The sequence below is a fragment of the Streptomyces sp. NPDC047049 genome, from assembly GCF_040643995.1.
GTDB lineage: Bacteria > Actinomycetota > Actinomycetes > Streptomycetales > Streptomycetaceae > Streptomyces > Streptomyces mooreae.
This window is the reverse complement of the sequence record NZ_JBEYVM010000007.1, coordinates 80,558-103,633: the sequence shown is the minus strand read 5'-3', so window position 1 is coordinate 103,633 and position 23,076 is coordinate 80,558. Positions and strand designations below refer to the sequence as shown.

The following is a 23,076-nucleotide window of genomic DNA, read 5'->3' as shown; positions in this document are numbered from 1 at the left end:
CAACGGCCTGCCGGTCGGACACCGTGCAGGAGAAGACGCGCGGCAGGGGCGAGGCTCTGCTTCTTACCGAAAAGACCAGGAGCAAGTGGTGATCGAAGAGATCCTCCTCGAGGCCGAGGAGAAGATGGAGAAGGCCGTCGTGGTCGCCAAGGAGGACTTCGCCGCGATTCGCACCGGGCGTGCGCACCCGGCGATGTTCAACAAGATCGTGGCGGACTACTACGGTGCGATGACGCCGATCAACCAGCTGGCGTCGTTCTCGGTTCCCGAACCGCGGATGGCCGTGGTGACCCCGTTCGACAAGAGCGCCCTGCGCAACATCGAGCAGGCCATCCGCGACTCCGACCTCGGCGTCAACCCGAGCAACGACGGCAACATCATCCGGGTGACGTTCCCCGAGCTGACCGAGGAGCGCCGCAAGGAGTTCATCAAGGTCGCGAAGAACAAGGGCGAGGACGCCAAGATCTCGATCCGCAGCGTCCGCCGCAAGGCCAAGGAAACGCTCGACAAGCTCGTCAAGGACAAGGAAACCGGCGAGGACGAGGTCCGCCGTGCCGAGAAGGAGCTCGACGACACCACCGCGAAGTACGTCGCGCAGGTGGACGAGCTCCTCAAGCACAAGGAATCCGAGCTCCTCGAGGTCTGATGAACGAGTCTTCCTGGGGGGCCGCCCCGCCCGGCGCCGGACACCGGGCACCGTCCGATCACGGACCGGCCTCCTCGCTTCGCGGGGTGGCGCCCCCCGCCCCGGCGGGTCCCGGGCACGACTGGGGCGACCCGGACCGGACTCGGCCCCTGCCCTTCGTGCCCGGGCCGGGCGGACACCAGGACGACGACCGGGAATATCGGGACATCCGGGATAGCCGGGATCACCTGGACGACCGGGGGGCTGCTCGACCGAGCGGCCCCCTGTTCCGCGACGAAAAGCCGCAGGAGCCCATGCCCACCTCTCTTTCCGGGTCCGACAGCTCGCCGGACTCAGAGAAGCCGAAGAAGAAGAGCGCGGGCCGCAATCTGCGCGCCGCGATAGGGGTCGGTATCGGCCTCGGCGCGATCATCGTTGCGTCGCTCTTCGTCTACAAGCCTGTCTTCATCGGCGTGATAGCGATCGCCGTCGTGGTGGGCCTGTGGGAGCTGACCTCGCGGCTGGCGGAGCGCAAGGACATCAAGGTGCCGCTGGTGCCGCTGGCGGTCGGCGGGACCGCCATGGTGGCCGCCGGGTACGTCCGCGGTGCCGAGGGCGCCTGGGTGGCGATGGCGCTCACCGCGCTGGCCGTCCTCGTCTGGCGGATGACCGAGGCCCCCGAGAACTATCTGCGGGACGTCACCGCCGGTGTCTTCGCGGCGTTCTACGTGCCCTTCCTCGCAACGTTCGTGGCGCTGATGCTCGCGGCGGAGCCCGACGGGCCGGACCGGGTGCTGACCTTCCTGATGCTCACGGTCGTCAGCGACACCGGCGCGTACGCGGTCGGCTGGCGGTTCGGCAGGCACAAGCTCGCACCGCGCATCAGCCCCGGAAAGACCCGCGAAGGCCTCATCGGCGCGGTGCTCTTCGCGATGGTGGCCGGCGCCCTGTGCATGGAATTCCTGATCGTGCACGGTGCCTGGTGGCAGGGCCTGCTGCTCGGCCTCGCGGTCGCGGCCAGCGCCACCCTCGGCGACCTGGGCGAATCCATGATCAAGCGCGATCTCGGCATCAAGGACATGGGCACCCTGCTCCCCGGCCACGGCGGAATCATGGACCGCCTCGACTCCCTGCTGCCGACGGCGCCGGTCGTCTGGCTGCTGTTCGTGGTCTTCGTGGGGTCCGGCTGAACCCAGGGACCGTAGGGGGAGAGGGACTGCGGGCGGAAGTGAGTCCTCCGGTTCGTCCTCTTCCCGCTTCCTTGCGCGGGACGGTCTCCCGACGCCTGCAAGGGGCCTGCCGCACCAAGCGGCGGGCCCCTTTCGCATGAGGTGCCGGCGCGTCCGCCCCAGCCCGGTGCCCGCGGCTCCTGGCGTGTACGTGGCTTCCATACACCCGCCTCACCCAACGCCGCGCCCAAGCGCGTCGGGCCGGCGCTTCCGGCCGGTTCGCAGGGCGCGTGGGGCCGGCCCGTGCAGGCCGATCGAGCCGTCAGTGTCCGTGCCCGTGGCCGCCGCCCTGTTCGGTGCCGTGGTGGTCGTCGTGGGCGACGATTGTCCAGGGGCGCATCAGGCCGTCGTCCTCGTGTTCGAGGATGTGGCAGTGGTGGACGTACGTCGCCGGGAGTTTTGTGCCGCTGTCCGGATCGACGCGATCGTATCCGTCGGCGGAGTGAATTCCTGAACGATGATTCCGGTCACCGTCTCCGGATAGGACTTGAAGGTGTCCTTGTCGGACCGTGCTTCGTCCGGGTCCGGGGGGCTCGGTGGGCCGGTGAGATAGTTCGCCAGCACCGGTCGGTCTTCCGGCCTGCGGCCGCCGTCAAGCCACTTTTCGTAATCCGCCTGGTAGGCGGCCGCGTCGATCGGCTGTCTTCCGAAATCACCGGCCCCATGCCGGGCATGCCGGGGTAGTGGACCGGCGCGTGGTAGTTCGACAACGTGATGTTCGTGCCCCTGAGCATCTGGCTGAAGTCGACGATCAGGTCGTACCGTTCGGCGGGCGAAATCAGGAAGTTCAGCATCTGCAACGGAGCACGGAAGCCGCCGTCGGTGCCGATCAGCCAGAACGGCAGCGTGGGCTGGGGCAGTACGTCCCTGGGAACGTCGAACCTCAGCCGCCAGAAACGCTCGTTCGAAGCGTTGAGAATGCGCAGCCGGTAGCGTCGCGGCTCGACCGCCAGAAAGGGGTACGCCTTTCCGTTGACCACCGGGGTGTCCTCGCCCTCCCTCTGGGCCATGGTGTAGGCGAGTGAGCCGTCCCGGTGGAAGGTCCGGTCCTGCAGGATGAGGGGGACCTCGAATTCGCCTCGCGGCAGCCCGAGCCGTTCGTCGGCGGGGTCACGGATGAGGTAGAGACCGGCGAGGCCCGCATAGACGTTGACGCTGGTCATCCCCATGGCGTGATCGTGATACCAGAGCATGCACGAGCGGTCGTGATTGGTGTAGGCGCAGATCGCTTCGTTGGGCTTGACCCGGCCCGGGTCCAGGGTGGTGTAGGACTCGGCGTGGAAGCCGTCCGGGCTGAAGGAATGCAGCGGCATGCCGTCGGATTGCGGTGCCGTGAAACCGCCGTGCTGGTGCACGACGTTCCACACGTTGATAGGCGGCGGAAAAGGCGGTGCGCTCTTGTAGGGAGGCGGAGGGCTCGGGGCGAGCTGAGGGTCCCCGCTGCGAATACTGTCGATCACGGATGGGAACAGGTGGGTGGTCGGCAGCTCGTTGCGGTATTTGACGACCGTCGGGTGGTCTCGGGTCACGCTGAGGGTCGGCCCCAGATAGCCCATGCCGATCGGCTTGCGGGGATCGTGCGGGTTCGTGGCCCAGTAGCCCCATACGGTGGCCGGCGCGAGATCCCGGTGGAAGCGCCATGAGCCCTGCCGCATCGTGATCTCGTAGTAGTCGGCGCCCGGATACACGGAAGGATCCGAAATGGCCGTCACCGGCCTGGGCAGCGGATCGACGTACCTCTCCAGTGGAGGGGTCTGCGGCACCGCGCTGTCCGCGGACCCTGTCCCGTGAACCGGCGACGCATCGTCCTGAGCTCCCAGGACGCCCCGTGAGAGCAGCATGCCCGCGCCCCCCAAAGCGCCGGCCGTGGCGCCGGCCATGAGGAATTTCCTTCGCCCGAACATCGTCTCCAGCCTTCTGTCGCCACCCGTGACGCCCAAAGGGGTACAGGGCTGGTTCGGAACGTTGCTGGAGCACGCCGGTCCGGTCCGCGAACGCCACTCATTGAGCCGATCTCAGGAGAAATTCGGCACGGCCGACGGAAAGAGCTCTTCAGCCTGTCAGTCCCACGTTGCCCGTACGGCCCGACGCCCACATGGTGTGCTCTCGTGAGATGGCGGCTTCCGCCTGGTCGACGAATTTGCCCCAGGACTCCGCGTCCGCGGATTCATCCGTGAGAGAGAGAATGTGCCTGATCTCCCGCGCGGTCAGGCTGTATGCGGAGGCTTCTGTCTCCAGCCGCTGTGCCTGGAACCATGCGGTGACTCCGGCAACTCCCGCACTGACCACACCGAGCAAATCGATGGAAACCACGCCGTATGCCTTCACCGCACCGGCGACGACGCCGATCATTTCCCCGGCAAGAGCAACACTCCGCCAGGTACGGGACTGCCTGTCGCGCAGTTTGGCCATCCTCGCGTACCACTCGACTTGTTCCATCAGGCGATTGCTTTTGTAGGTCGCGATGCGCTCGTCTCTGCCGGCGGCCCGGCAGCGTTCCATCGCCTCGTTGACGTCGAGTCCGGCAGACACGTCGACGATATCGAGACCGAGGCTGATCTCCCGGAGTCTGTTGATGAAGAGACGCCGGGCCTCGACCGCCGGCATGGATTCAGGGAAGGGGTCTCCGCACACCGCGTAGCGCCAGGCTAGCGTCTTGCATGATTCGGCGGCGGCCCGGCACTCGTACCAGCGCCGCTCATCTCGTTGCTCCACGATGTAGAGCCGGACCAGGATGGAGGAAATGAAAGCCAAGGAGGCGACAAGACCCGCCCAGTCGATCCCGTTACCGCGGAATTTGAGCGTCGTGGTGCCGACGGCTGCCGCCAGGAATAACAGAAGGAGTGTCAGGCGGAGTTGACCGAAATAGCGGCGCTTCGAGCGAATGGAGCCTGTGTCAGCATCTCGGAAAAAGGGCGGAAGCTGATGCCAGGTGAAGCTGTCGCTGCCGGGACCGGTCATCAGGCTTCCTTGAGTAGGTAGGACAGTCAACATGCCATGCTAGCCGACCAGTTGATGCTGCCGCGGCAGGAATCCTGCTCGTCCTCGTGGGAGGCCGGCCCGCCCGTCTCGCTCCGGAAGCGGCGCGGACAGCAGGGGCCGGGTCGTCAGGACATCAACAGCAGTGAACGGCAGCAGGAATGCGCGTGACGGCAAAGAAGCGCCGGCGTCATTTGTTCGCTCCCGGCCCCGTGACCATGCCGACAATGCGGCCGCGTGGGATTGCCGATCTTGGTGGCTTCCCGGCGGCTCTTGGCGTGTGGATCGATGACGCGGTCGGTCGTCCATGACAGAGGACAACAGCGGGTGACCGCCCGTTCACCGCTCCGACCTGGGCTCCCGTAAACGATCTGCCACACTGGACGCACCATGCCTGCACCCGGAGAACTCACTTTCGTCGCGCCGCGCGGGGCCAAGAAGCCTCCGCGGCACCTTGCCGATCTCAGTCCCGTCGAGCGTCGCGAAGCGGTGGCCGCGATCGGGGAGAAGCCGTTTCGCGCCAAGCAGCTGTCGCAGCACTACTTCGCCCGCTATGCGCACGACCCGGCGCAGTGGACCGACATCCCGGCGGCGGCGCGCGAGAAGCTGGCGGCCGAGCTGCTGCCGGACCTGATGAAGGTCGTCCGGCACATCTCGTGTGACGACGACACCACGCGCAAGACGCTGTGGAAGATGCACGACGGCACGCTCGTCGAGTCCGTGCTGATGCGCTACCCGGACCGGGTCACCATGTGCATCTCCTCGCAGGCCGGGTGCGGAATGAACTGCCCGTTCTGCGCGACGGGGCAGGCGGGCCTGGACCGTAACCTGTCGACCGCCGAGATCGTGCACCAGATCGTCGACGGGATGCGTGCGCTGCGCGACGGCGAGGTGCCGGGCGGGCCCGCGCGGCTGTCGAACATCGTCTTCATGGGGATGGGCGAGCCGCTCGCCAACTACAAGCGGGTGGTCGGGGCGATCCGGCGGCTGACCGACCCCGAGCCCGACGGGCTGGGGCTGTCCCAGCGGGGGATCACCGTCTCGACGGTCGGGCTGGTGCCGGCGATGCTGCGGTTCGCCGATGAAGGATTCAAGTGCCGGCTGGCGGTGTCGCTGCATGCGCCCGATGACGAGCTGCGCGACACCCTGGTGCCCGTCAACACGCGCTGGAAGGTGCGTGAGGTGCTGGACGCCGCCTGGGAGTACGCGGAGAAGTCCGGGCGGCGGATCTCGATCGAGTATGCGCTGATCCGGGACATCAACGACCAGGCGTGGCGTGGTGACCTGCTGGGACGGCTGCTGAAGGGCAAGCGCGTCCATGTGAACCTCATTCCGCTGAATCCGACGCCCGGATCGAAGTGGACCGCCTCGCGCCCCGAGGACGAGCGGGCGTTCGTCCAGGCCATCGAGGCACACGGCGTACCGGTGACCGTCCGCGACACCCGCGGCCAGGAGATCGACGGCGCCTGCGGCCAGCTCGCGGCCTCGGAACGCTGACCGCCCGCTGGTACTGTGTGATCGAACAAATGCACCACATCCGACAGGGGAGCGCCACAGCGCTGAGAGTGCGGAAGCGTCGTAGACCTCTACGGTGCCCGCAGACCCTTGAACCTCGCCCGGGTCATTCCGGGTAGGAAGTTCGGTCGTCACTCATGCTGTTGCGCCCCGCCCGGGGTCCGCGCCCTGCGTCCTCGGACGCAGAGAGCCGTGGGCACCGGGCGGGGCCGCGTCTCTTCCTGGCCAGCCAGGAGGAAATCAGTGAGCACCACGAGCAGAATCACCGCCACGGCGGTCGTCGCCGCGGTCGGCATGTCGGCGCTGGCCGCCTGCGGCGGCCCGGACGGGGGCGCGGACGCCAAGACCGTCACGCTCGTCAGCCATGACTCGTTCAACGTCTCCAAATCGGTCCTGAGCGCCTTCGAGAAGGAGAGCGGCTACAAGGTCAGGATCCTCAAGGGCGGGGATGCCGGGAAGGCCGTCAACCAGGCGATCCTGTCCAAGGGCAATCCACAGGGCGATGTGTTCTTCGGTATCGACAACACGCTGCTCTCGCGCGGGCTGCACGAAGGGCTCTTCAGCCCGTACCGGGCCAAGGGGCTGGCGGACGTGCCGGCCGGGCTGCAGCTCGACAAGGGCGAGCACCGCGTCACCCCGCTCGACTACGGCGACATCTGCGTCAACTACGACCGCGGCTACTTCGCCCGGCACAAGACCCCGCCGCCCAAGACCTTCGACGATCTGCTCAAGCCCCGGTACAAGGGGCTGCTCGTGACGGAGAACTCCGCCACCTCCTCCCCGGGGCTCGCCTTCCAGCTCGGCACCATCGCGAAGTACGGGCCGGCCGGCTGGCAGAACTACTGGAAGAAGCTCAAGGCCAATGGCGTCGAGGTCGTCGACGGCTGGGAACAGGCGTACTACGAGCGGTTCACGGGATCCGCGGCCGGCAAGCGCAAGGGCGACAAGCCGCTGGTGGTCTCCTACGCCTCCAGCCCGCCGGCCGAGGTGCTGGGCAAGAAGCCCGCGCCCAAGGAGGCGCCGACCGGGATCGCGACGGGCACCTGCTTCCGCCAGATCGAATTCGGCGGCCTGCTCAAGGGAGCGGAGAACGAGAAGGGCGGCAAGGCGCTGCTGGACTTCTTGCTGACCAAGAAGTTCCAGGAGGACGTACCGCTGCAGATGTTCGTCAACCCGGCACGTGAGGACGCCACGGTGCCGCAGCTGTTCACCAAGTACGGCACGAAGATCGACAAGCCCACGACGCTGCCGCCCGGGACGATCACCAAGAACCGCGAACAGTGGATCAAGCAGTGGTCCTCGCTCGTTCTGAAGTAGTCCGCGGCCGGCGCCCGCGGCCCGTACGGGGAACGGCGGCGCGGCTCGGCCTGATGGCGGTGCCGCTCGCCTTCTTCGCGCTGTTCTTCGCCTATCCGGTGGTGGCGATCGTCGGACGCGGGCTCAAGGACGGCGGGCGGTGGCAGCTCGGCCGGTTCGGTGCTGTGCTGAGCGACCCGGACATCGTCCATGTGCTGTGGTTCACCGTCTGGCAGGCGGCGGCCTCCACGGGGCTGACCCTGCTGATCGCGCTGCCCGGTGCCTATGTCTTCGCGCGGTTCGACTTCCCCGGCAAGCAAGTGCTGCGGGCCGTGGTGGCGGTGCCGTTCGTGCTGCCGACCGTCGTCGTCGGCTCGGCCTTCCTGGCGCTGGCGGGACGGGGCGGGCTGCTGGACGACCTCTGGGGCCTGCGCCTGGACACCTCGGTGTGGGCGATCCTGCTCGCGCATGTGTTCTTCAACTACGCCGTGGTCGTCCGGACCGTCGGCGGGCTCTGGGCCCAGCTCGACCCGCGTCAGGAAGAGGCGGCGCGGATGCTGGGGGCCGGACGGTTCGCGGCCTGGCGGAGGGTGACCCTGCCCGCCCTGGGGCCCGCCGTCGCGGCCGCCGCGCTCATGGTCTTCCTCTTCACCTTCACCTCCTTCGGGGTGGTGCAGATTCTCGGCGGGCCCACCTTCGCGACGCTGGAGGTGGAGATCTACCGGCAGACCGCGGAGTTCCTGGACCTGCCGGCGGCCGCCGTCCTCACCATGGTCCAGTTCGCGGCGGTGCTGGGCGTGCTGGCGCTGCACGCCTGGACGGTGCGCCGCCGGGAAAGTGCCCTGCGGCTCGTGCCGGCCTCGCAGACCGCCCACCGGCCGCGCGGCCGCGCCCAGTGGACGCTGCTGTGGGGGACGCTCGCCGTCATCACCGTCCTGCTCATCGTGCCGCTCCTCGTCCTCGTGGAGCGGTCGTTCGCCGGGCCGGACGGCTACGGAGCGGTGTTCTACACCTCGCTGCGGTCGGCCGCGAACGCCGACAGCACCTTCGCTGTCGCGCCCCTGGACGCCCTGTGGAACTCCCTCGCCTACGGGGCTGCCGCCACGGCGATCGCGCTGGTGGTGGGCGGACTGGCGGCCGCCGCGCTGACCCTCCCCCGGCTGGGCAGGGGCCCGTCCGGGCGGACGGCCCTGGTCAGCCGGTTCGTCCGGGGCTTCGACGCCCTGCTGATGCTGCCCCTGGGGGTGTCCGCGGTGACCGTCGGGTTCGGATTCCTGATCAGTCTCGACACGCCGCCGCTCGACCTGCGCGCGTCGTGGTGGCTGGTGCCGCTCGCCCAGGCGCTGGTGGGGGTGCCGTTCGTGGTCCGGACGATGCTGCCGGTCCTGCGAGCGGTCGACGGACGGCTGCGGGAGGCGGCCGCCGTGCTCGGTGCCTCGCCGTGGCGGGTGTGGCGCGAGGTCGACCTGCCGATGGTGCGGCGGGCCCTGCTGATCGCCGCAGGCTTCGCCTTCGCCGTCTCCCTCGGCGAGTTCGGCGCGACGGTCTTCATCGCGCGGCCGGACCAGCCGACGCTGCCGGTCGCCGTGGCACGTCTGCTGGGACGTGCGGGAGAGCTCAACTACGGGCAGGCGATGGCCCTGTCGACCCTCTTGATGGTGGTGTGCGCCGGTGCCCTGCTGGTACTTGAGCGCCTGCGCCCCGTCGACCACTCCGGGGAGTTCTAGATGACGGCACGGGCCGGGACCACGGCGCAGGAACTGCTGCGGCTGGGCGGGGTGACCGTCCGCTTCGGTACGGCGGGACGCCCCGCGCTGGACGCGGTGGATCTGGACGTCGCCGCGCACGAAATCGTGTGCGTCCTGGGGCCGAGCGGCAGTGGCAAGTCCACCCTGCTGAGGGTGGTCGCCGGGCTCCAACAGGCCGACGCGGGAGCGGTGTTGCTGGAGGGGCGGGAGCAGTCCGGGGTGCCGGCCCACCGGCGCGGGGTCGGCCTGATGTTCCAGGACCACCAGCTCTTCCCGCAGCACGACGTCGAGGGCAATGTCGCCTTCGGGCTGCGGATGCGGCGTTCCGCACGCGCCGAGCGGGAGCGCACGGTCGCCGGACTGCTGGACCTCGTCGGCCTGCCGGGCGCCCAGCGGCGCGCCGTGGCCTCGCTGTCCGGCGGCGAACAGCAGCGGGTCGCGCTGGCCCGCGCGCTGGCCCCCCGCCCCCGCCTGCTGATGCTGGACGAACCCCTCGGCCAGCTCGACCGCGGGCTGCGCGAACGGCTGGTCGTCGAACTCCGCCGCCTCTTTCGTGAATTGGGCACCACCGTACTGGCGGTCACCCACGACCAGGGAGAGGCCTTTGCGCTCGCCGACCGGGTCGTGGTGATGCAGGACGGCCGGATCGCACAGACCGGCACCCCGTTGGAGGTCTGGCAGCAGCCCGCCACCGAATTCGTCGCCCGCTTCCTCGGCTTCGACAACGTGGTCGCGGCGACGGTGCAGGGCGAGGCCGCTGCCACCCCCTGGGGCAAGGTGCCGGTCCCGGACGGTACGGCGGACGGGTCGTGCCGCCTGCTCGTCCGCCCGGCCGGGGTACGGCTGACCGCCGCCCCCGAGGGGCTGCCCTGTAAGGTCACGGCCCGTACCTTCCGTGGCACCCATGTCGCGCTGCTGCTCCAGCCGGCCGCCGGGCCCCAGGTGGAGGCGGCCTGCGCACTGCGGGACGCGCCGGAGGCGGGGGAGCGGGTGGGCATCTCGTTCGCGGCACAGGACGTGGTGGTGCTGGGCGCGCCGGATGCGGCGGGCTGATCACCTCGGATACGACGCGCTGACCGTGATCACATCGGAGCCGAGGGGCTGATCCTGCCGGAGCCGGCGGGCTGATCACGCCGGATGCCGCGGGCCGGTCACGTGGAGCGGGTCCCTGGGCTCCCCGGGGCACGGAGCCGGGGCCCGGGGCGTGAGGCGCGGGGGCTCAGCGCGCCGCCATTTCCGTCCGCGCCCCCTCCGCCGTCGGCGCGCCGGGCCCGTCCCCCGGCTCCGGCTCACCGAACCAGGCGACGGCGACGGCGCCCGCCACGGCCACCACGAACCCGAGGGCGGCGACCCAGGCGAAGCCGGGACGTGAGGAGTCGCCCAGCCACAGCACCCCGAGAATGCCCGGGACCACCGTCTCGCCCACCACCAGCGCGGCCGTGGCGCCGTTCACCGAGCCGATCTGCAGGGCGACGGTGTGCAGGTACATGCCCCCGATTCCGGCCACCAGAATGGCGTACAGGGCGGGGTCGCCGAGCAGCGACGGCAGGTGGAAGGGGCCCACGCCGTTCAGCACGCGTACGCCGACCCCGAGCGCACCGAAGCCCAGGCCGGAGAGCAGGCCTGCGAGGATCGCGGCCCGTCCCCCGAGCAGCCGCACGATCAGAGTGCCGCCGAGCATGAGCACGACGGAAACGGCGAGCAGCCACCAGTGGGCGGCGATCGGGGTGTGGCCGCTGCCTTCCGGCCCGGCGGCCGTGGCCAGCAGCACCAACGCCCCGCACACCACGCCGATGGAGCTCCACTCGGCCCGGGAGAGCCGGACCCCGAGGAGCTTGATGCTCAGCACCGCCGTGATCACGAGGTTGGCGCTGATCACGGTCTGGGAGAGGAACAGCGGCAGCAGCCTGGCGGCCAGCGCACCGAGCCCGAACCCCAGGAAATCCAGCACCGTGCCGACCATGAACTCCCAGGTCACGGCCGCCTTCGCGGTCGACGACAGGCTGGGGCCGCCGTGCTGGGTGACACCGGTGGTGGAGGCCTTGGCCGCCTCCCGGCGGGCGGATTTGCGGGAGCCCACCGCCTGCAGGACCGATCCCGTGCCGTAGCAGGCCGACGCCGCCACGGCCGTCAGAAGACCGATGATCACCAAGAGCTCCGTTCGCCCGCTGTCTCAATCCATCTGTTACGTGCACCATCTGTTACGTGCCCGGCCTGCCAGACGCGCATTTCGGGACGGGAGTTGCCTCGCCGGTCGAACCCGCCGTCCGGCCGGCCGGGGGAGGCCGTGCCGGGGCGCGATCCCCCGGTACGGCACGGCGCGGGCGAAGGACCGCCGGTGGGTCAGGAAACGACCTCGGACCGGAGGCGGGACAGTGCCTCGGGAGCTTCGTCCACCGAGTCGACCAGGGCGATCCTGGCCGCCATGGGACGGTCCGCCGCGAGTGCCTGGAGCAGTGGCCAGGTGGGAAGCGTCTCGGTCCAGTGCTCGCGGTTCACCAGCACCATCGGGGTCGGCTCGCCCCGTGACCCGTAGTAGTTGGGCGTCGCGTTGTCGAAGATCTCCTGTACGGTCCCGGCCGCGCCCGGGAGGAAGACCACGCCCGCGTTGGAGCGCGCCAGCAGGCCGTCCTCGCGTACCGCGTTGACGAAGTACTTCGCTATGTGGGTCGCGAAGACGTTCGGCGGCTCATGGCCGTAGAACCAGGTGGGAATGCCGACCGAGACCCCGCCGCCCGGCCGGTCGTGCCGGATGCCGAAGGCGGCCCGCGCCCACTCGGTGATCGACTCGGTGAAGTGCGGTGCCTTGGCGAGACGTTCCAGCGCCGCGTCGAGCATGCCGTCCTCGAAGGGCGCGGTGTACGCCCCGAGGTTCGCCGCCTCCATCGCGCCGGGGCCGCCGCCCGTCGCGACGGTCAGGCCGTCCCGGGTGAGCCGGCGGCCGAGCCGGGCCGCGCCCGCGTAGTCCGCTCCATCGCGCCGCAGGGCGTGGCCGCCCATGATGCCCACCACCTGTGCGCCGGCGAGGTGTTCGTCGAGGGCGTCCGAGACGGCGTCGTCGTGGATGCTGCGCAGCATCGAGGCGAAGATGTCGCCGTCCGACTTGGTCTCCTGGTACCAGTGGTACGCGCGGGCGTCCGGGGTGGCGTCGTAGCCGGCCTCGGCCAGCCGCGCGAAGAGTTCGTCCGGGCCGTACAGGCTGCCACGGTAGGGGTCGAACGGCAGGTCCGGTACGGGCGGGAAGACCAGGGAGCCCCCGGCCCGTATCTTGGCGGCGGCGTCCGGCTCCATGACGCAGCCGAGGAACACCGACTCCGTGGTGTCCGTGCTGAGCAGCGCGAACGTACGGTCCGTCAGGTCGACCGACTGGACGCGGTGTCCGGCGAGACTGCCGGCGGTGACCACCCGGTCGAACTCGGCGAGGGATTCGATTTCGTGGTCGCGGTTGTCGTCGTGGGCCGGGAAGCGGCGGGACGCTGAAGACTCTGCATTCGACACGCCCGTCATGTTAGGACCGCAGCGACGCCACCAGAGGACCGAGGTGCCCGTCCGCGGCCGCCGCGTCGAGCGCGGCGCGCAGTGCGCCGTCGTAGGTCGGACGCGCCTGCGCGTGGACGTCCCGGCCCTCATCCGTGATCACGCTGTATACCCCGCGCCGGTCGTCGGGGCACAGGTCGCGGCGGGTCAGGCCGGACGACTCCAGGCGGGAGGCCAGGCGGCTCACGGAGCTCTGGTTGAGGCCGATGAGGTCGGCGAGCTCCTGCATGCGCAGCTCGCCGTCGTCCGCGTGGGCCAGCCTGGCGAGGGCGCGGTACTCGGACAGCCCGATGCCGTGGTGCTGCTGCAGGGCCTTCGCCAACTCCTGCTCGACGCGTGTGTGCAGTGCTCCGAGCCGGTCCCAGTGCTCCGCGTCCATCGCTCTCCGCCTTCTTCTGCCGTGTGCCGACGGGCCCTTGACAGCAGGGTACATGCAGCGGAAACTAATGCATGCGCATGCAAGTGATGCAGGTGCATGGAACTGAGGGGGAGAGCCATGACGACGACGATGCCGGAGCCGGCGGAGGGCGCGGCCGGGGCACCGGACCGGCCGGAGATCGAACGGATCGCCACGACACCGGACTGGTACGCGCCGTACCGCATCTCACAGGCCATCAGGGCGGGCGGACTGATCCATGTGTCGGGACAGGCCGGCATCGACGCGCAGGGGCGGACGGTGTCCGGGGATTTCCTGGCCCAGGGCCGGCAGGCGTTCGCGAACGTCGAGCGCGTGCTCGCGGCGGCGGGCTCCTCGCTCGCGGACGTGGTGAAAGTGGGCATCTTCGTGACGGACATGGCTGCCGGCCTCGGCCATGTCATCGCCCTGCGCCAGGAGTTCCTGACCGAGCCTTACCCCGCGGACACCCTCCTGGAAGTGTCGTCCCTGGCCCGGCCGGACTGGCGGATAGAAGTCGAGGCCACGGCCCTTGCCCGCTGAGGGCGAGCGTCACCTTCCGGCGCGGGGCAGCGGCACGGCCGGCGGGTCCGGGCCGGGCCGGGCCGGGTGAGAGGGGGGGCGCGGGCGGAGGCGGGGCGGGAGCCGTCGCGCCGTCGGCGCGCCGGCCTTCCCCGGTCCGCCCGCCTCCTCAGTGCACGAGCGGAAGCGTGGCCATCTCCGCGACGGTCCAGGTCAGCGGAGCCAGGACGATCACAAGTGCCAGGGCGCGCAGGGCCGCTGCCCGGTAGAGGACGGAGGCGGAGGCACCCAGGCGGCGGAGGGCCGCCGTGGTGTGGGCGCGGGCCGAGCGGGATTCCACCGCGGCGGTGAGCGCGCTGGCGGTGACACAGGCGAGCACGACCGCTGCGCCCACGGCGGTGAGCGGCCCGAAAGGATGGGAGGACGAGGCTTCGTACACCTTCACCGCGGCGTACGCGGCGGAGCCGGCCGCGCACAGGACGCCGAGCGGACGCCCGAGGCGGTGCGACTCCTCCTGCAGGACCCGCCCGGACAGCAGGCGCAGGGCGCCGGGCCGGCCGGCGCAGAGGAGCCGGCCGCACAGATGCACCAGCCCGGGTCCTGCCAGCACCAGGCCGAAGGCCGACAGTGCCCAGCCGGCCAGGACGCCCGGCGGGCTGCCGATCAGCCGGCCGGGGAGGGGCAGCAGCCCGCTGTGGGCGCCGGGAGTGCGGCTGGTGTACGCCTCGATCGCCAGGCCGGCCGCGGCCAGGGCGATGCCCCACGGGAGACCGGAGGGCGGGGCGATCGTGGGGCGGCTCTCGTCCCCGGAGGCGCCGGCCTCGTGGCGGGGGCGCAGGGCGACGGCGGTGGCCGCCGCGGCGGTCAGCGGCACGGTGGCCAGCAGCATGAGGGCGCCGAGGAGCGGTACCGGATGGCCGGCGCCGAGCAGGTCGGCGCCGAAGAGAGGGACGGCGGTCGGGCCACCGAGGTCGCCGCGGAGACGGAGGAAGGCGAGCAGCGCGGCGAGGACACCGAGCACACAGGTCAGCGCGGTGGAGACCGTGGCGAGCAGGGTGAGGCGGAGCGGGCCCAGGCCGGCGGCGGTCATACCGCGCTGGAGGCGGGCGGCGGGATCCGTGCGGGCCGTGGACACGGCGAACTGGGCGGTGGCGGCGAGCGGGGCCGTGCACCACAGCAGGCGTACCAGTGACTCGTCGGCCGCGGACGGATGGCCGGCGGCGTGGCCGACGGTGGAGAGCAGCAGGAAGCCGGTGCCGGCCGCCGCGGCGGCGACGCAGAGGCGGCGCAGCAGGACGAGGGGGTGAGAGCCGCGGGCTAGACGGAGAGCGAGCACGCTGCCCTGCTTTCCTCATCGGAGGAACCGGCGGCCTCGGCCGCGGCGCCGGACTGGCGGCCGTCGAGGAGCGCCAGCGACCGGTCGGCGAGCGTGGCGACCTCGGGGTCGTGGGTCGCCAGGACGACGGTGATCTGGTGCGAGCGGGCCGCGGTGGTCAGGGTGCGCAGCACCTGGGTGCCGTCGGAGCGGTGCAGGGGGGCGGTCGGCTCGTCGGCGAACAGCACCTGGGGGGTGGTGGCCAGTGCCCGGGCGATGGCGATGCGCTGGCGCTGGGACTGGTCGAGCCGCGCCGGACGGCGGTTCGCGCACATGCCGACATCGAGGCGGTCCAGCCATTCGACGGCGGTGTGCTTGGCGGAGCGGGTGCCGGTGCCGCGGAGAAGGAGGGGGAGGGCGGCGTTCTCCCAGGCGGTGAGTTCGGGTACGAGATGCGGTTCGGTGTCGATCCAGCCGAACCGGTCCAGACGCAGCCGTTCGCGGCTGGGGGAGGAGAGGGTGTGCACGGAGGCGCCGTTGAACCAGACCTCGCCCTCGGACGGGACGAGTTGACCGGAGAGACATTTCAGAAGGGTGGTCTTGCCACTGCCGCGCGGGCCGGTGACGGCGAGGATCTCGCCTTCGCGGACGCCGACGGAGACTCCGGCGAGGGCCGAGGTGCCGCCGTGCGCGTGGTGCAGGCCGCGGGCCCAGAGAACGTCGTTGTCAGGCGGGGCCACCATCTGCGCACCTCTTGTTGTAGGCGTCGAATCGTTCCCCCGACCGGGTGAACGACCATGGAGGGTATCGGTCACTAGCACGGTAAAGACTGGTGACCCCCGGTATTCGTGGCTTGGCAGCACAACGGCCCAGATTCACTCGTATGGCTTGAAGTGAGTGAATCTGAGCCGCTGGATGTTCAGTTGTGGCTGAGCGCCCCAGGAGGTGACGCGAGGGTCAGAGCTTGGCCCAGGCCTCGGTGAGGACGGTGCGCAGGATCTGCTCGATCTCGTCGAAGACCGGCTGGTCCGCGATCAGCGGCGGGGCGAGCTGGATGACCGGGTCGCCACGGTCGTCGGCGCGGCAGTAGAGACCGTTGTCGTACAGCGCCTTGGAGAGGAAGCCGTACAGGACGCGCTCGGTCTCCTCCTCGTTGAAGGACTCCTTGGTGACCTTGTCCTTGACGAGCTCGATGCCGTAGAAGAAGCCGTTGCCGCGGACGTCGCCGACGATCGGCAGGTCGTGCAGCTTCTGCAGGGTGCTCAGGAAGTTGCCCTCGTTGTCGAGGACGTGCTGGTTGAGGCCCTCGCGCTCGAAGATGTCGAGGTTGGCGACGCCGACGGCCGCGGAGACCGGGTGGCCGCCGAAGGTGTAGCCGTGCAGGAAGGTGTTGTCGCCCTTGTAGAACGGCTCGGCCAGGCGGTCGGAGATGATGCAGGCGCCGATCGGGGAGTAGCCCGAGGTCATGCCCTTGGCGCAGGTGATCATGTCCGGGACGTAGCCGAACTTGTCACAGGCGAACGTCGTGCCGAGGCGGCCGAAGGCGCAGATGACCTCGTCGGAGACGAGCAGGACGTCGTACTGGTCGCAGATCTCGCGGACCCGCTGGAAGTAGCCGGGGGGCGGCGGGAAGCAGCCGCCGGCGTTCTGCACCGGCTCCAGGAAGACCGCGGCGACGGTCTCGGGGCCCTCGAAAAGGATCTGCTGCTCGATCTGGTCGGCGGCCCAGCGGCCGAAGGCCTCGGGGTCGTCGCCGTGGATCGGGGCGCGGTAGATGTTGGTGTTCGGCACCTTGTGCGCGCCGGGGACCAGCGGCTCGAAGGGGGCCTTCAGGCCGGGCAGACCGGTGATGGACAGGGCGCCCTGCGGGGTGCCGTGGTAGGCCACCGCGCGGGATATGACCTTGTGCTTCATCGGCTTGCCGGTGAGCTTGAAGTACTGCTTGGCCAGCTTCCAGGCGGTCTCGACGGCCTCGCCGCCACCGGTGGTGAAGAAGACCTTGTTGAGGTCGCCCGGGGCGTGGTGGGCAAGGCGCTCGGCAAGCTCCACGGCCTTGGGGTGGGCGTAGGACCACACGGGGAAGAAGGCCAGCTCCTGGGCCTGCTTGTAGGCGGTCTCGGCGAGCTCGACCCGGCCGTGCCCGGCGTTGACCACGAAGAGGCCGGCCAGACCGTCGATGTAGCGCTTGCCCTTGTCGTCGTAGATGTTGGTGCCCTCACCGCGCACGATCGTGGGCACGGGGGCATTCTCGTACGACGACATGCGGGTGAAGTGCATCCACAGGTGGTCGTAGGCCGTCTTGGAGAGGTCGCCGCTCATCGTTATCTCGTTCCCCAGGTGTAGGTCTGCTTCCGGAGCTTGAGGTACACGAAGCTCTCGGTGGATCGGACGCCGGGAAGCGTGCGGATCCGCTTGTTGATCATTTCCAGAAGGTGGTCGTCGTCCTCGCAGACGATCTCGATGAGGAGATCGAAGGAGCCTGCCGTCATGACGACGTACTCGACCTCTTCCATGGTCGTCAGGGCGTCGGCCACGGGGTCGAGGTCACCTTCGACGTTGATACCGACCATTGCCTGCCGGCGGAAACCGACCGTGAGGGGGTCGGTGACCGCGACGATCTGCATCACGCCTTGGTCGAGCAGTTTCTGTACGCGCTGGCGTACCGCCGCTTCGGACAGGCCGACGGCCTTGCCGATCGCCGCGTACGGCCGGCGCCCGTCCTCCTGGAGCTGCTCGATGATCGCCAGGGAGACGGAGTCGATCGACGGGGTTCCGGTTCTGTCAGGACTGTTTCGGGAGGGCGCCACGTCGTTCACTGTGCACGAGCCTCGTCTGTCGTGCAACCCCCGGACGATGAAATTAGTCGTGTCGCGATCTAAATTTCACTGATTCCGTTGTTACCGAGTGGCGGGTGTGTCGAAAACGTGGGTTCCATGGCTAGGGTGGAGCCACATCACCGGATATCTGACTGAAGGGGGCGCACAGTGACCACCGCACTGCGTCGTCTGCGCAACTACATCGACGGGGAGTTCCGGGACGCCGCCGACGGGCGGACCACGGAGGTGGTCAATCCCGCCACGGGTGAGGCGTACGCCACCGCCCCTCTCTCGGCCGCCGCCGACGTGGACGCGGCCATGGCCGCCGCCGAGGCTGCCTTCCCCGCCTGGCGCGACCTGATCCCCGCCGAGCGCCAGAAGGTCCTGCTCAAGATCGCCGACCGCTTCGAGGAGCGGGCGGAGGAGCTGATCGCCGCCGAGTCCGAGAACTGCGGCAAGCCGATCGCGCTCGTACGGTCCGAGGAAATCCCGCCGATGGTGGACCAGATCCGCTTCTTCGCGGGTGCCGCCCGGATGCTGGAGGGCCGCGCGTCCGGCGAGTACATGGACGGCTTCACCTCCATCATCCGCCGCGAGCCGGTCGGCGTCTGCGCCCAGGTCGCGCCGTGGAACTACCCGATGATGATGGCCGTGTGGAAGTTCGCCCCGGCGCTGGCCGCGGGCAACACCGTCGTTATCAAGCCGTCGGACACCACCCCGGCCTCCACGGTGCTGATCGCCGACATCATCGGCAGCGTGCTGGACGAACTGGGCCACTCCCGCGGCGTGTTCAACGTCATCTGCGGTGACCGCGAGACCGGCCGCCTGATGGTCGAGCACAAGGTCCCCGCGATGGCCTCGATCACCGGCTCCGTGCGCGCCGGTATGCAGGTCGCCGAGTCCGCCTCCAAGGACCTCAAGCGGGTCCACCTGGAGCTGGGCGGCAAGGCGCCGGTCGTCGTCTTCGAGGACACCGACATCCCCAAGGCCGTCGAGGACATCTCGGTGGCCGGGTACTTCAACGCCGGCCAGGACTGTACGGCCGCCACCCGGGTCCTCGTCCACGAGTCCATCCACGACGAGTTCGTCGCCGCGCTGGCCAAGGCCGCCGCGGAGACCAAGACCGGCGCGGTCGACGACGAGGACGTGCTCTACGGCCCGCTGAACAACGCCAACCAGCTGAAGCAGGTCAAGGGCTTCATCGAGCGGCTGCCCGCGCACGCCAAGATCGAGGCGGGCGGCGAACAGGTCGGCGACAAGGGTTACTTCTTCGCCCCGACCGTCATCTCGGGCCTCAAGCAGGACGACGAGATCGTCCAGCACGAGGTCTTCGGCCCGGTCATCACCGTCCAGTCCTTCTCCGACGAGAAGCAGGCGGTCCAGTGGGCCAACGGCGTCGAGTACGCGCTCGCGTCCTCGGTGTGGACCAAGGACCACGCCCGTGCCATGCGGATGTCCAAGACCCTCGACTTCGGCTGTGTGTGGATCAACACCCACATCCCGCTGGTCGCCGAGATGCCGCACGGCGGATTCAAGAAGTCCGGCTACGGCAAGGACCTCTCGGCCTACGGCTTCGACGACTACACCCGCATCAAGCACGTGATGACCTCGCTGGACGGCTGATCCGGCAGGTCCGGCAGGTCCGGCTGAACCGGCCGGCCGGTCCGGCCGGCTGATCCGGGGGCCCGCACCGTCGGGCGGCCCGGAACGCTCGACACACCGTCGCGGGCGGAGGCTTGGCAATGGACGCTCTGTCTCTTGCCGCCTCCGCCCGCGGCACGTGAGAGTGCACGCCATGGCTGATCTTTCGCGGCGTGCGCTGCTCCGGGGTATGGGCGGAACGGGTGTGACGGGGGCGCTGGCCGCCATGACGGGCTGCGGGGTGCCGCCCGCATACGTCAAGGAGGCGGACCGCCGGGGAGCGGACCGGTCGGCACGCGACCGCAAGCTCGTCTTCGCGAACTGGCCCCTCTACATCGACGTCGACGACCGGCACAAGCAGCGCCGGCCCACCCTTGACGCCTTCGAGCGGCACACCGGGATCTCCGTGACGTACACCGAGGAGATCAACGACAACGACGAGTTCTTCGGCAAGATCAGCCCCGCGCTGATGAACCACCAGAGCACCGGCCGGGACCTGATCGTCATCAGCGACTGGATGTGCGCCCGGTTCGTACGGCTGGGGTGGGTCCAGAAGATGGACCGGGCGGCCCAGCCGCAGGTCGCCGCGCACCTCGATCCGCTGCTGCGCGCCCCGCACTTCGACCCGGGCCGTACGCACTCCGTGCCCTGGCAGTCCGGGATCACCGGCATCGCCTACAACCGCAAGAAGCTCGGCCGGGAGATCAAGCACACCGCCGACCTGTGGAAGGACGATCTGCGCGGCCGGGTCACCCTGCTCTCCGGGCTCGACGAGTCGTTCGCGCTGCTGATGCAGGGCGACGGGGTGGACATCACCCGCTGGAAGGCCGATGACTTCTACCGGATGACCGACCGCCTGCGGCGCCTGGTGAGCAAGGGCCACATCAGGCGGTTCACCGGCAACGACTACATCAAGGACCTGGACTCCGGCGATGTGCTCGCCGCCCAGGCCTACTCGGGCGATGTGATCCAGCTCCAGGCGGACAACCCGGACATCGAGTTCGTGGTGCCGCAGGAGGGCGCCGAGCTCTGGGCGGAGAGCCTGCTGATCCCCAACCTCGCGGAGCACAAGCGCAATGCCGAGCGGCTGATCGACTACTACTACCGGCCGGAGGTCGCCGCGGAGCTGGCCGCCTGGGTCAACTACGTCTGTCCCGTACCGGCCGCACGCGAGGTGCTGGCCTCGTCCAAGGACAAGGAGCGCGCCGCGCTCGCCGAGGATCCGCTGATCTTCCCCGATGACGCGATGCGCCGGCGGCTGGCCATCGCCCGCGACATCACGTCCAAGGAGCGGCCCGCCTTCGCCAAGGAGTGGAACGGGATCGTGGGGTTGTAGGGGGTGCAGGGGGTGCAGGCGTTGTCGGGAGTACCCGGCACAGGGGCGGCCCTGTGCCGGGTACCCGCATGCCGTGTCCCCCCGTGCCGTCCCGTCCCCCGCCGTTGTGGCTAGCCGCGCCACGCCGCCGTGTAGCTGTCGATCTCGGCCGTCAGCCGCGTCTTGGCGGCGGTGTCCATGAAGGAGGCGGTGACGGCGTTCCGGGCGAGGCCGGCCACGCCCTCGGCGTCCAGGCCCAGCAGCCGGGCGGCTACGCCGTATTCGGTGTTGAGGTCCGTACCGAACATCGGCGGGTCGTCGCTGTTGATCGTGACCAGCAGGCCCGCGTCGACCATCTCCTTGAGCGGGTGCTCCTCCAGGGTGCGCACCGCGCGGGTGGCGACGTTGGAGGTGGGGCAGACCTCCAGCGGGATGCGGTGCTCGGCGAGATGGGCGAGCAGCGCCGGGTCCTGGGGGGCGCTGGTGCCGTGGCCGATGCGCTCGGCGCGGAGGTCGGTGAGCGCGTCCCAGATCGTGCCGGGGCCCGTGGTCTCCCCGGCGTGCGGTACGGAGTGCAGACCGGCGGCGATGGCGCGGTCGAAGTACGGCTTGAACTGCGGGCGGGCGACGCCGATCTCGGGGCCGCCGAGCCCGAACGAGACCAGGCCCTCGGGCTGCAGGTCGCAGGCGATACGGGCGGTCTCCTCGGCGGACTCCAGCCCCGCCTCACCGGGGATGTCGAAGCACCAGCGCAGCACCACGCCCAGCTCCGACTCCGCCGCCTTGCGGGCGTCCTCGATGGCCTCGACGAAGGCGGCGTCCGGGATGCCGCGGCTGGTCGAGCTGAAGGGGGTGACGGTCAGTTCGGCGTAGCGGATGTGCTGGCGGGCCATGTCCCGGGCGACCTCGTAGGTCAGCAGCCGGACGTCCTCGGCGTCGCGGATCAGGTCCACGACGGAGAGGTAGACCTCGATGAAGTGCGCGAAGTCGCGGAAGGTGAAGAAGTCGACCAGCGCTTCGGGGTCGGTGGGGACGGCGGAGTCGGGGTGCCGCGCCGCCAGCTCGGCGACGATGCGCGGTGACGCCGATCCGACGTGGTGGACGTGCAGCTCCGCCTTGGGCAGGCCCGCGATGAAGGCATCGAGATCGGACAACGGTTCCTCCTGGTCAAGGGATGCGCGCGGTGCGCGGAGAGGCCCCCGTCATGCTAAGCGGGGCGCGGGCGGCCGCGGGGTGCAGGTTGCGGACGGGCCTCGCGCCCGGCCGCCGGGAAACCCTGCCCCCGGGAGGACCGGCCCCTGCGAGGCCCTGACCCCCGCGGACCCCGGCCCCCCAAGCCCGGCTCACGGCTTCGCGACGGAAGCCCTGCCTACGGCTGCGGCCCGTCCCGCTCCCGCACCGTCTGCCGCGCCTCCATCAGCGCGAAGCCCAGCAGATTCAGCCCCCGCCAGCGGGCCGGGTCCGCGGCCCGTTCGTCGTCGGCGGCGAGGCCGATGCCCCAGACGCGGTCCATGGGGCTGGCCTCCACCAGCACCCGGGAGTTCGTGCCCAGCAGGAAATCCCGCAGCGCGGCGTCCTGGCCGAATTTATGGACACTGCCCTCGACGACCAGGCCGAAGCGGTGGTGCCGCCAGGTCTCCTCGTCGAAGCCGCGGACCCGGCGCCCGGCGTCCTTGGCCTGCTTGGGGTGCCCCGCCGCGAGCACGCGCCGCTCCGCCTCCGCGTCGTCGAACAGCCGGGCCTTGCCGGCCATCATCCAGTGCTCGGCGGTGGCGTACCGGACCCCGTCGACGGTGAAGGGGGAGGGCCACCACTGGCTGAAGCAGCTCGCGCCGAGGCTGCCGTCGCGCCGGGGGCTGTGCCCCCAGAAGTGGACGTACTTGACGCGCTCGCCGGCGGCGGTGGCGCGGCACAGTTCCTCGACCGAGCGCGGCCCGTCCGCGACGCGTCCGGCAGCCTTCCCCGTGGTGATCCCCGTGTCGTCGTGCATCATGCCGGGATTCTGTCAGCGGGCACTGACAACGTGTCGGGCTTGTACGGCAAGAATCGCAGAATTCGTCGCGTAACCAAAAGGCAACAACGGAATCCCTTGTTGAGACCCTTCTGCTCTGTCAAGATCGGCCATCGATTCCGGAAATAGCTAC

The 23,076-nt window shown here is 69.9% G+C and carries 21 protein-coding genes and 1 riboswitch; of the genes, 10 read left to right on the top strand and 11 right to left on the bottom strand.

Annotated features, from left to right (window positions below):
* Nucleotides 1–88: 88 nt before the first annotated feature.
* From frr to ABZ851_RS18435, 3 genes are all read left to right on the top strand, one after another.
* The gene (gene frr, locus ABZ851_RS18445; protein WP_030087489.1) at nucleotides 89–646 is read left to right on the top strand and encodes a ribosome recycling factor; all 558 of its coding nucleotides are present in this window, start codon (nucleotides 89–91) and stop codon (nucleotides 644–646) included.
* Nucleotides 646–1,815, top strand: coding sequence for a phosphatidate cytidylyltransferase (locus ABZ851_RS18440; RefSeq protein WP_361128458.1), 1,170 nt, complete (start codon nucleotides 646–648; stop codon nucleotides 1,813–1,815). Before frr ends, ABZ851_RS18440 begins: the two co-directional genes overlap by 1 nt.
* Before the next feature lie 316 nt (nucleotides 1,816–2,131).
* A complete protein-coding gene (locus ABZ851_RS18435; RefSeq protein ID WP_361128455.1) occupies nucleotides 2,132–2,308 on the top strand; it encodes a hypothetical protein in 177 nt (58 codons plus the stop codon).
* A 13-nt stretch (nucleotides 2,309–2,321) separates the two neighbouring features.
* On the opposite strand, the gene ABZ851_RS18430 is transcribed toward ABZ851_RS18435, so the two are convergent.
* Nucleotides 2,322–3,734 carry a copper oxidase gene (locus ABZ851_RS18430; protein WP_361128452.1) on the bottom strand — a complete coding sequence of 471 codons (1,413 nt, stop codon included), beginning with the start codon at nucleotides 3,732–3,734 and terminating at the stop codon, nucleotides 2,322–2,324.
* Nucleotides 3,735–3,906: 172 nt separating this feature from the next.
* Complete coding sequence (locus ABZ851_RS18425; protein WP_361128449.1) at nucleotides 3,907–4,815, bottom strand: DUF4231 domain-containing protein; 909 nt, start codon at nucleotides 4,813–4,815, stop codon at nucleotides 3,907–3,909.
* A 408-nt stretch (nucleotides 4,816–5,223) separates the two neighbouring features.
* Between ABZ851_RS18425 and rlmN the strand changes: the two genes are divergently transcribed.
* From rlmN to ABZ851_RS18405, 4 genes are all read left to right on the top strand, one after another.
* Nucleotides 5,224–6,330: a 23S rRNA (adenine(2503)-C(2))-methyltransferase RlmN gene (rlmN, locus tag ABZ851_RS18420; protein ID WP_129293962.1), complete on the top strand. Its 1,107-nt coding sequence runs from the start codon at nucleotides 5,224–5,226 to the stop codon at nucleotides 6,328–6,330.
* A gap of 35 nt (nucleotides 6,331–6,365) precedes the next feature.
* A riboswitch (TPP riboswitch) is annotated at nucleotides 6,366–6,488 on the top strand.
* Nucleotides 6,489–6,591: 103 nt separating this feature from the next.
* Nucleotides 6,592–7,665, top strand: a complete 1,074-nt coding sequence (locus ABZ851_RS18415; RefSeq protein ID WP_361128445.1) for a thiamine ABC transporter substrate-binding protein — start codon at nucleotides 6,592–6,594, stop codon at nucleotides 7,663–7,665.
* Between the two features lie 53 nt (nucleotides 7,666–7,718).
* Nucleotides 7,719–9,371: an iron ABC transporter permease gene (locus tag ABZ851_RS18410; RefSeq protein ID WP_361128913.1), complete on the top strand. Its 1,653-nt coding sequence runs from the start codon at nucleotides 7,719–7,721 to the stop codon at nucleotides 9,369–9,371.
* Entirely contained in the window at nucleotides 9,372–10,445 is a 1,074-nt protein-coding gene (locus tag ABZ851_RS18405) for an ABC transporter ATP-binding protein (RefSeq protein WP_361128442.1), read from the top strand.
* A 166-nt stretch (nucleotides 10,446–10,611) separates the two neighbouring features.
* Here the strand turns inward: ABZ851_RS18405 and ABZ851_RS18400 are convergent, their stop codons facing one another.
* The 3 genes from ABZ851_RS18400 to ABZ851_RS18390 form a co-directional block, all read right to left on the bottom strand.
* Entirely contained in the window at nucleotides 10,612–11,541 is a 930-nt protein-coding gene (locus ABZ851_RS18400) for a hypothetical protein (protein WP_361128439.1), read from the bottom strand.
* A 194-nt stretch (nucleotides 11,542–11,735) separates the two neighbouring features.
* Nucleotides 11,736–12,890: a Rossmann fold nucleotide-binding protein gene (locus tag ABZ851_RS18395; RefSeq protein ID WP_361128436.1), complete on the bottom strand. Its 1,155-nt coding sequence runs from the start codon at nucleotides 12,888–12,890 to the stop codon at nucleotides 11,736–11,738.
* Nucleotides 12,891–12,900: 10 nt separating this feature from the next.
* Nucleotides 12,901–13,308: a MarR family transcriptional regulator gene (locus ABZ851_RS18390; RefSeq protein ID WP_361128433.1), complete on the bottom strand. Its 408-nt coding sequence runs from the start codon at nucleotides 13,306–13,308 to the stop codon at nucleotides 12,901–12,903.
* A gap of 117 nt (nucleotides 13,309–13,425) precedes the next feature.
* Between ABZ851_RS18390 and ABZ851_RS18385 the strand changes: the two genes are divergently transcribed.
* Entirely contained in the window at nucleotides 13,426–13,866 is a 441-nt protein-coding gene (locus ABZ851_RS18385) for a RidA family protein (protein ID WP_361128430.1), read from the top strand.
* Between the two features lie 148 nt (nucleotides 13,867–14,014).
* Here the strand turns inward: ABZ851_RS18385 and ABZ851_RS18380 are convergent, their stop codons facing one another.
* The 4 genes from ABZ851_RS18380 to ABZ851_RS18365 all read right to left on the bottom strand — a co-directional run bounded on the left by ABZ851_RS18380 (nucleotide 14,015) and on the right by ABZ851_RS18365 (nucleotide 17,967).
* Nucleotides 14,015–15,181, bottom strand: a complete 1,167-nt coding sequence (locus tag ABZ851_RS18380; protein ID WP_361128427.1) for a hypothetical protein — start codon at nucleotides 15,179–15,181, stop codon at nucleotides 14,015–14,017.
* Nucleotides 15,163–15,903 carry an ATP-binding cassette domain-containing protein gene (locus ABZ851_RS18375; RefSeq protein WP_361128424.1) on the bottom strand — a complete coding sequence of 247 codons (741 nt, stop codon included), beginning with the start codon at nucleotides 15,901–15,903 and terminating at the stop codon, nucleotides 15,163–15,165. Before ABZ851_RS18375 ends, ABZ851_RS18380 begins: the two co-directional genes overlap by 19 nt.
* Before the next feature lie 214 nt (nucleotides 15,904–16,117).
* Complete coding sequence (locus tag ABZ851_RS18370; RefSeq protein ID WP_311625302.1) at nucleotides 16,118–17,479, bottom strand: aspartate aminotransferase family protein; 1,362 nt, start codon at nucleotides 17,477–17,479, stop codon at nucleotides 16,118–16,120.
* Nucleotides 17,480–17,481: 2 nt separating this feature from the next.
* Nucleotides 17,482–17,967: an Lrp/AsnC family transcriptional regulator gene (locus ABZ851_RS18365; protein WP_336051795.1), complete on the bottom strand. Its 486-nt coding sequence runs from the start codon at nucleotides 17,965–17,967 to the stop codon at nucleotides 17,482–17,484.
* Between the two features lie 177 nt (nucleotides 17,968–18,144).
* Between ABZ851_RS18365 and ABZ851_RS18360 the strand changes: the two genes are divergently transcribed.
* On the top strand, nucleotides 18,145–19,599 hold the full coding sequence (locus ABZ851_RS18360; protein WP_350254357.1) for a gamma-aminobutyraldehyde dehydrogenase: 1,455 nt from the start codon (nucleotides 18,145–18,147) through the stop codon (nucleotides 19,597–19,599).
* Nucleotides 19,600–19,771: 172 nt separating this feature from the next.
* Nucleotides 19,772–20,953, top strand: a complete 1,182-nt coding sequence (locus ABZ851_RS18355) for a spermidine/putrescine ABC transporter substrate-binding protein (RefSeq protein WP_361128419.1) — start codon at nucleotides 19,772–19,774, stop codon at nucleotides 20,951–20,953.
* A gap of 110 nt (nucleotides 20,954–21,063) precedes the next feature.
* Here ABZ851_RS18355 and ABZ851_RS18350 read toward each other — a convergent pair whose 3' ends face one another.
* Together ABZ851_RS18350 and ABZ851_RS18345 are read right to left on the bottom strand one after the other, a co-directional pair.
* The gene (locus ABZ851_RS18350) at nucleotides 21,064–22,086 is read right to left on the bottom strand and encodes an adenosine deaminase (protein WP_336051793.1); all 1,023 of its coding nucleotides are present in this window, start codon (nucleotides 22,084–22,086) and stop codon (nucleotides 21,064–21,066) included.
* A gap of 215 nt (nucleotides 22,087–22,301) precedes the next feature.
* Entirely contained in the window at nucleotides 22,302–22,925 is a 624-nt protein-coding gene (locus ABZ851_RS18345; RefSeq protein WP_361128415.1) for an NADAR family protein, read from the bottom strand.
* Between the last annotated feature and the right edge of the window lie 151 nt (nucleotides 22,926–23,076).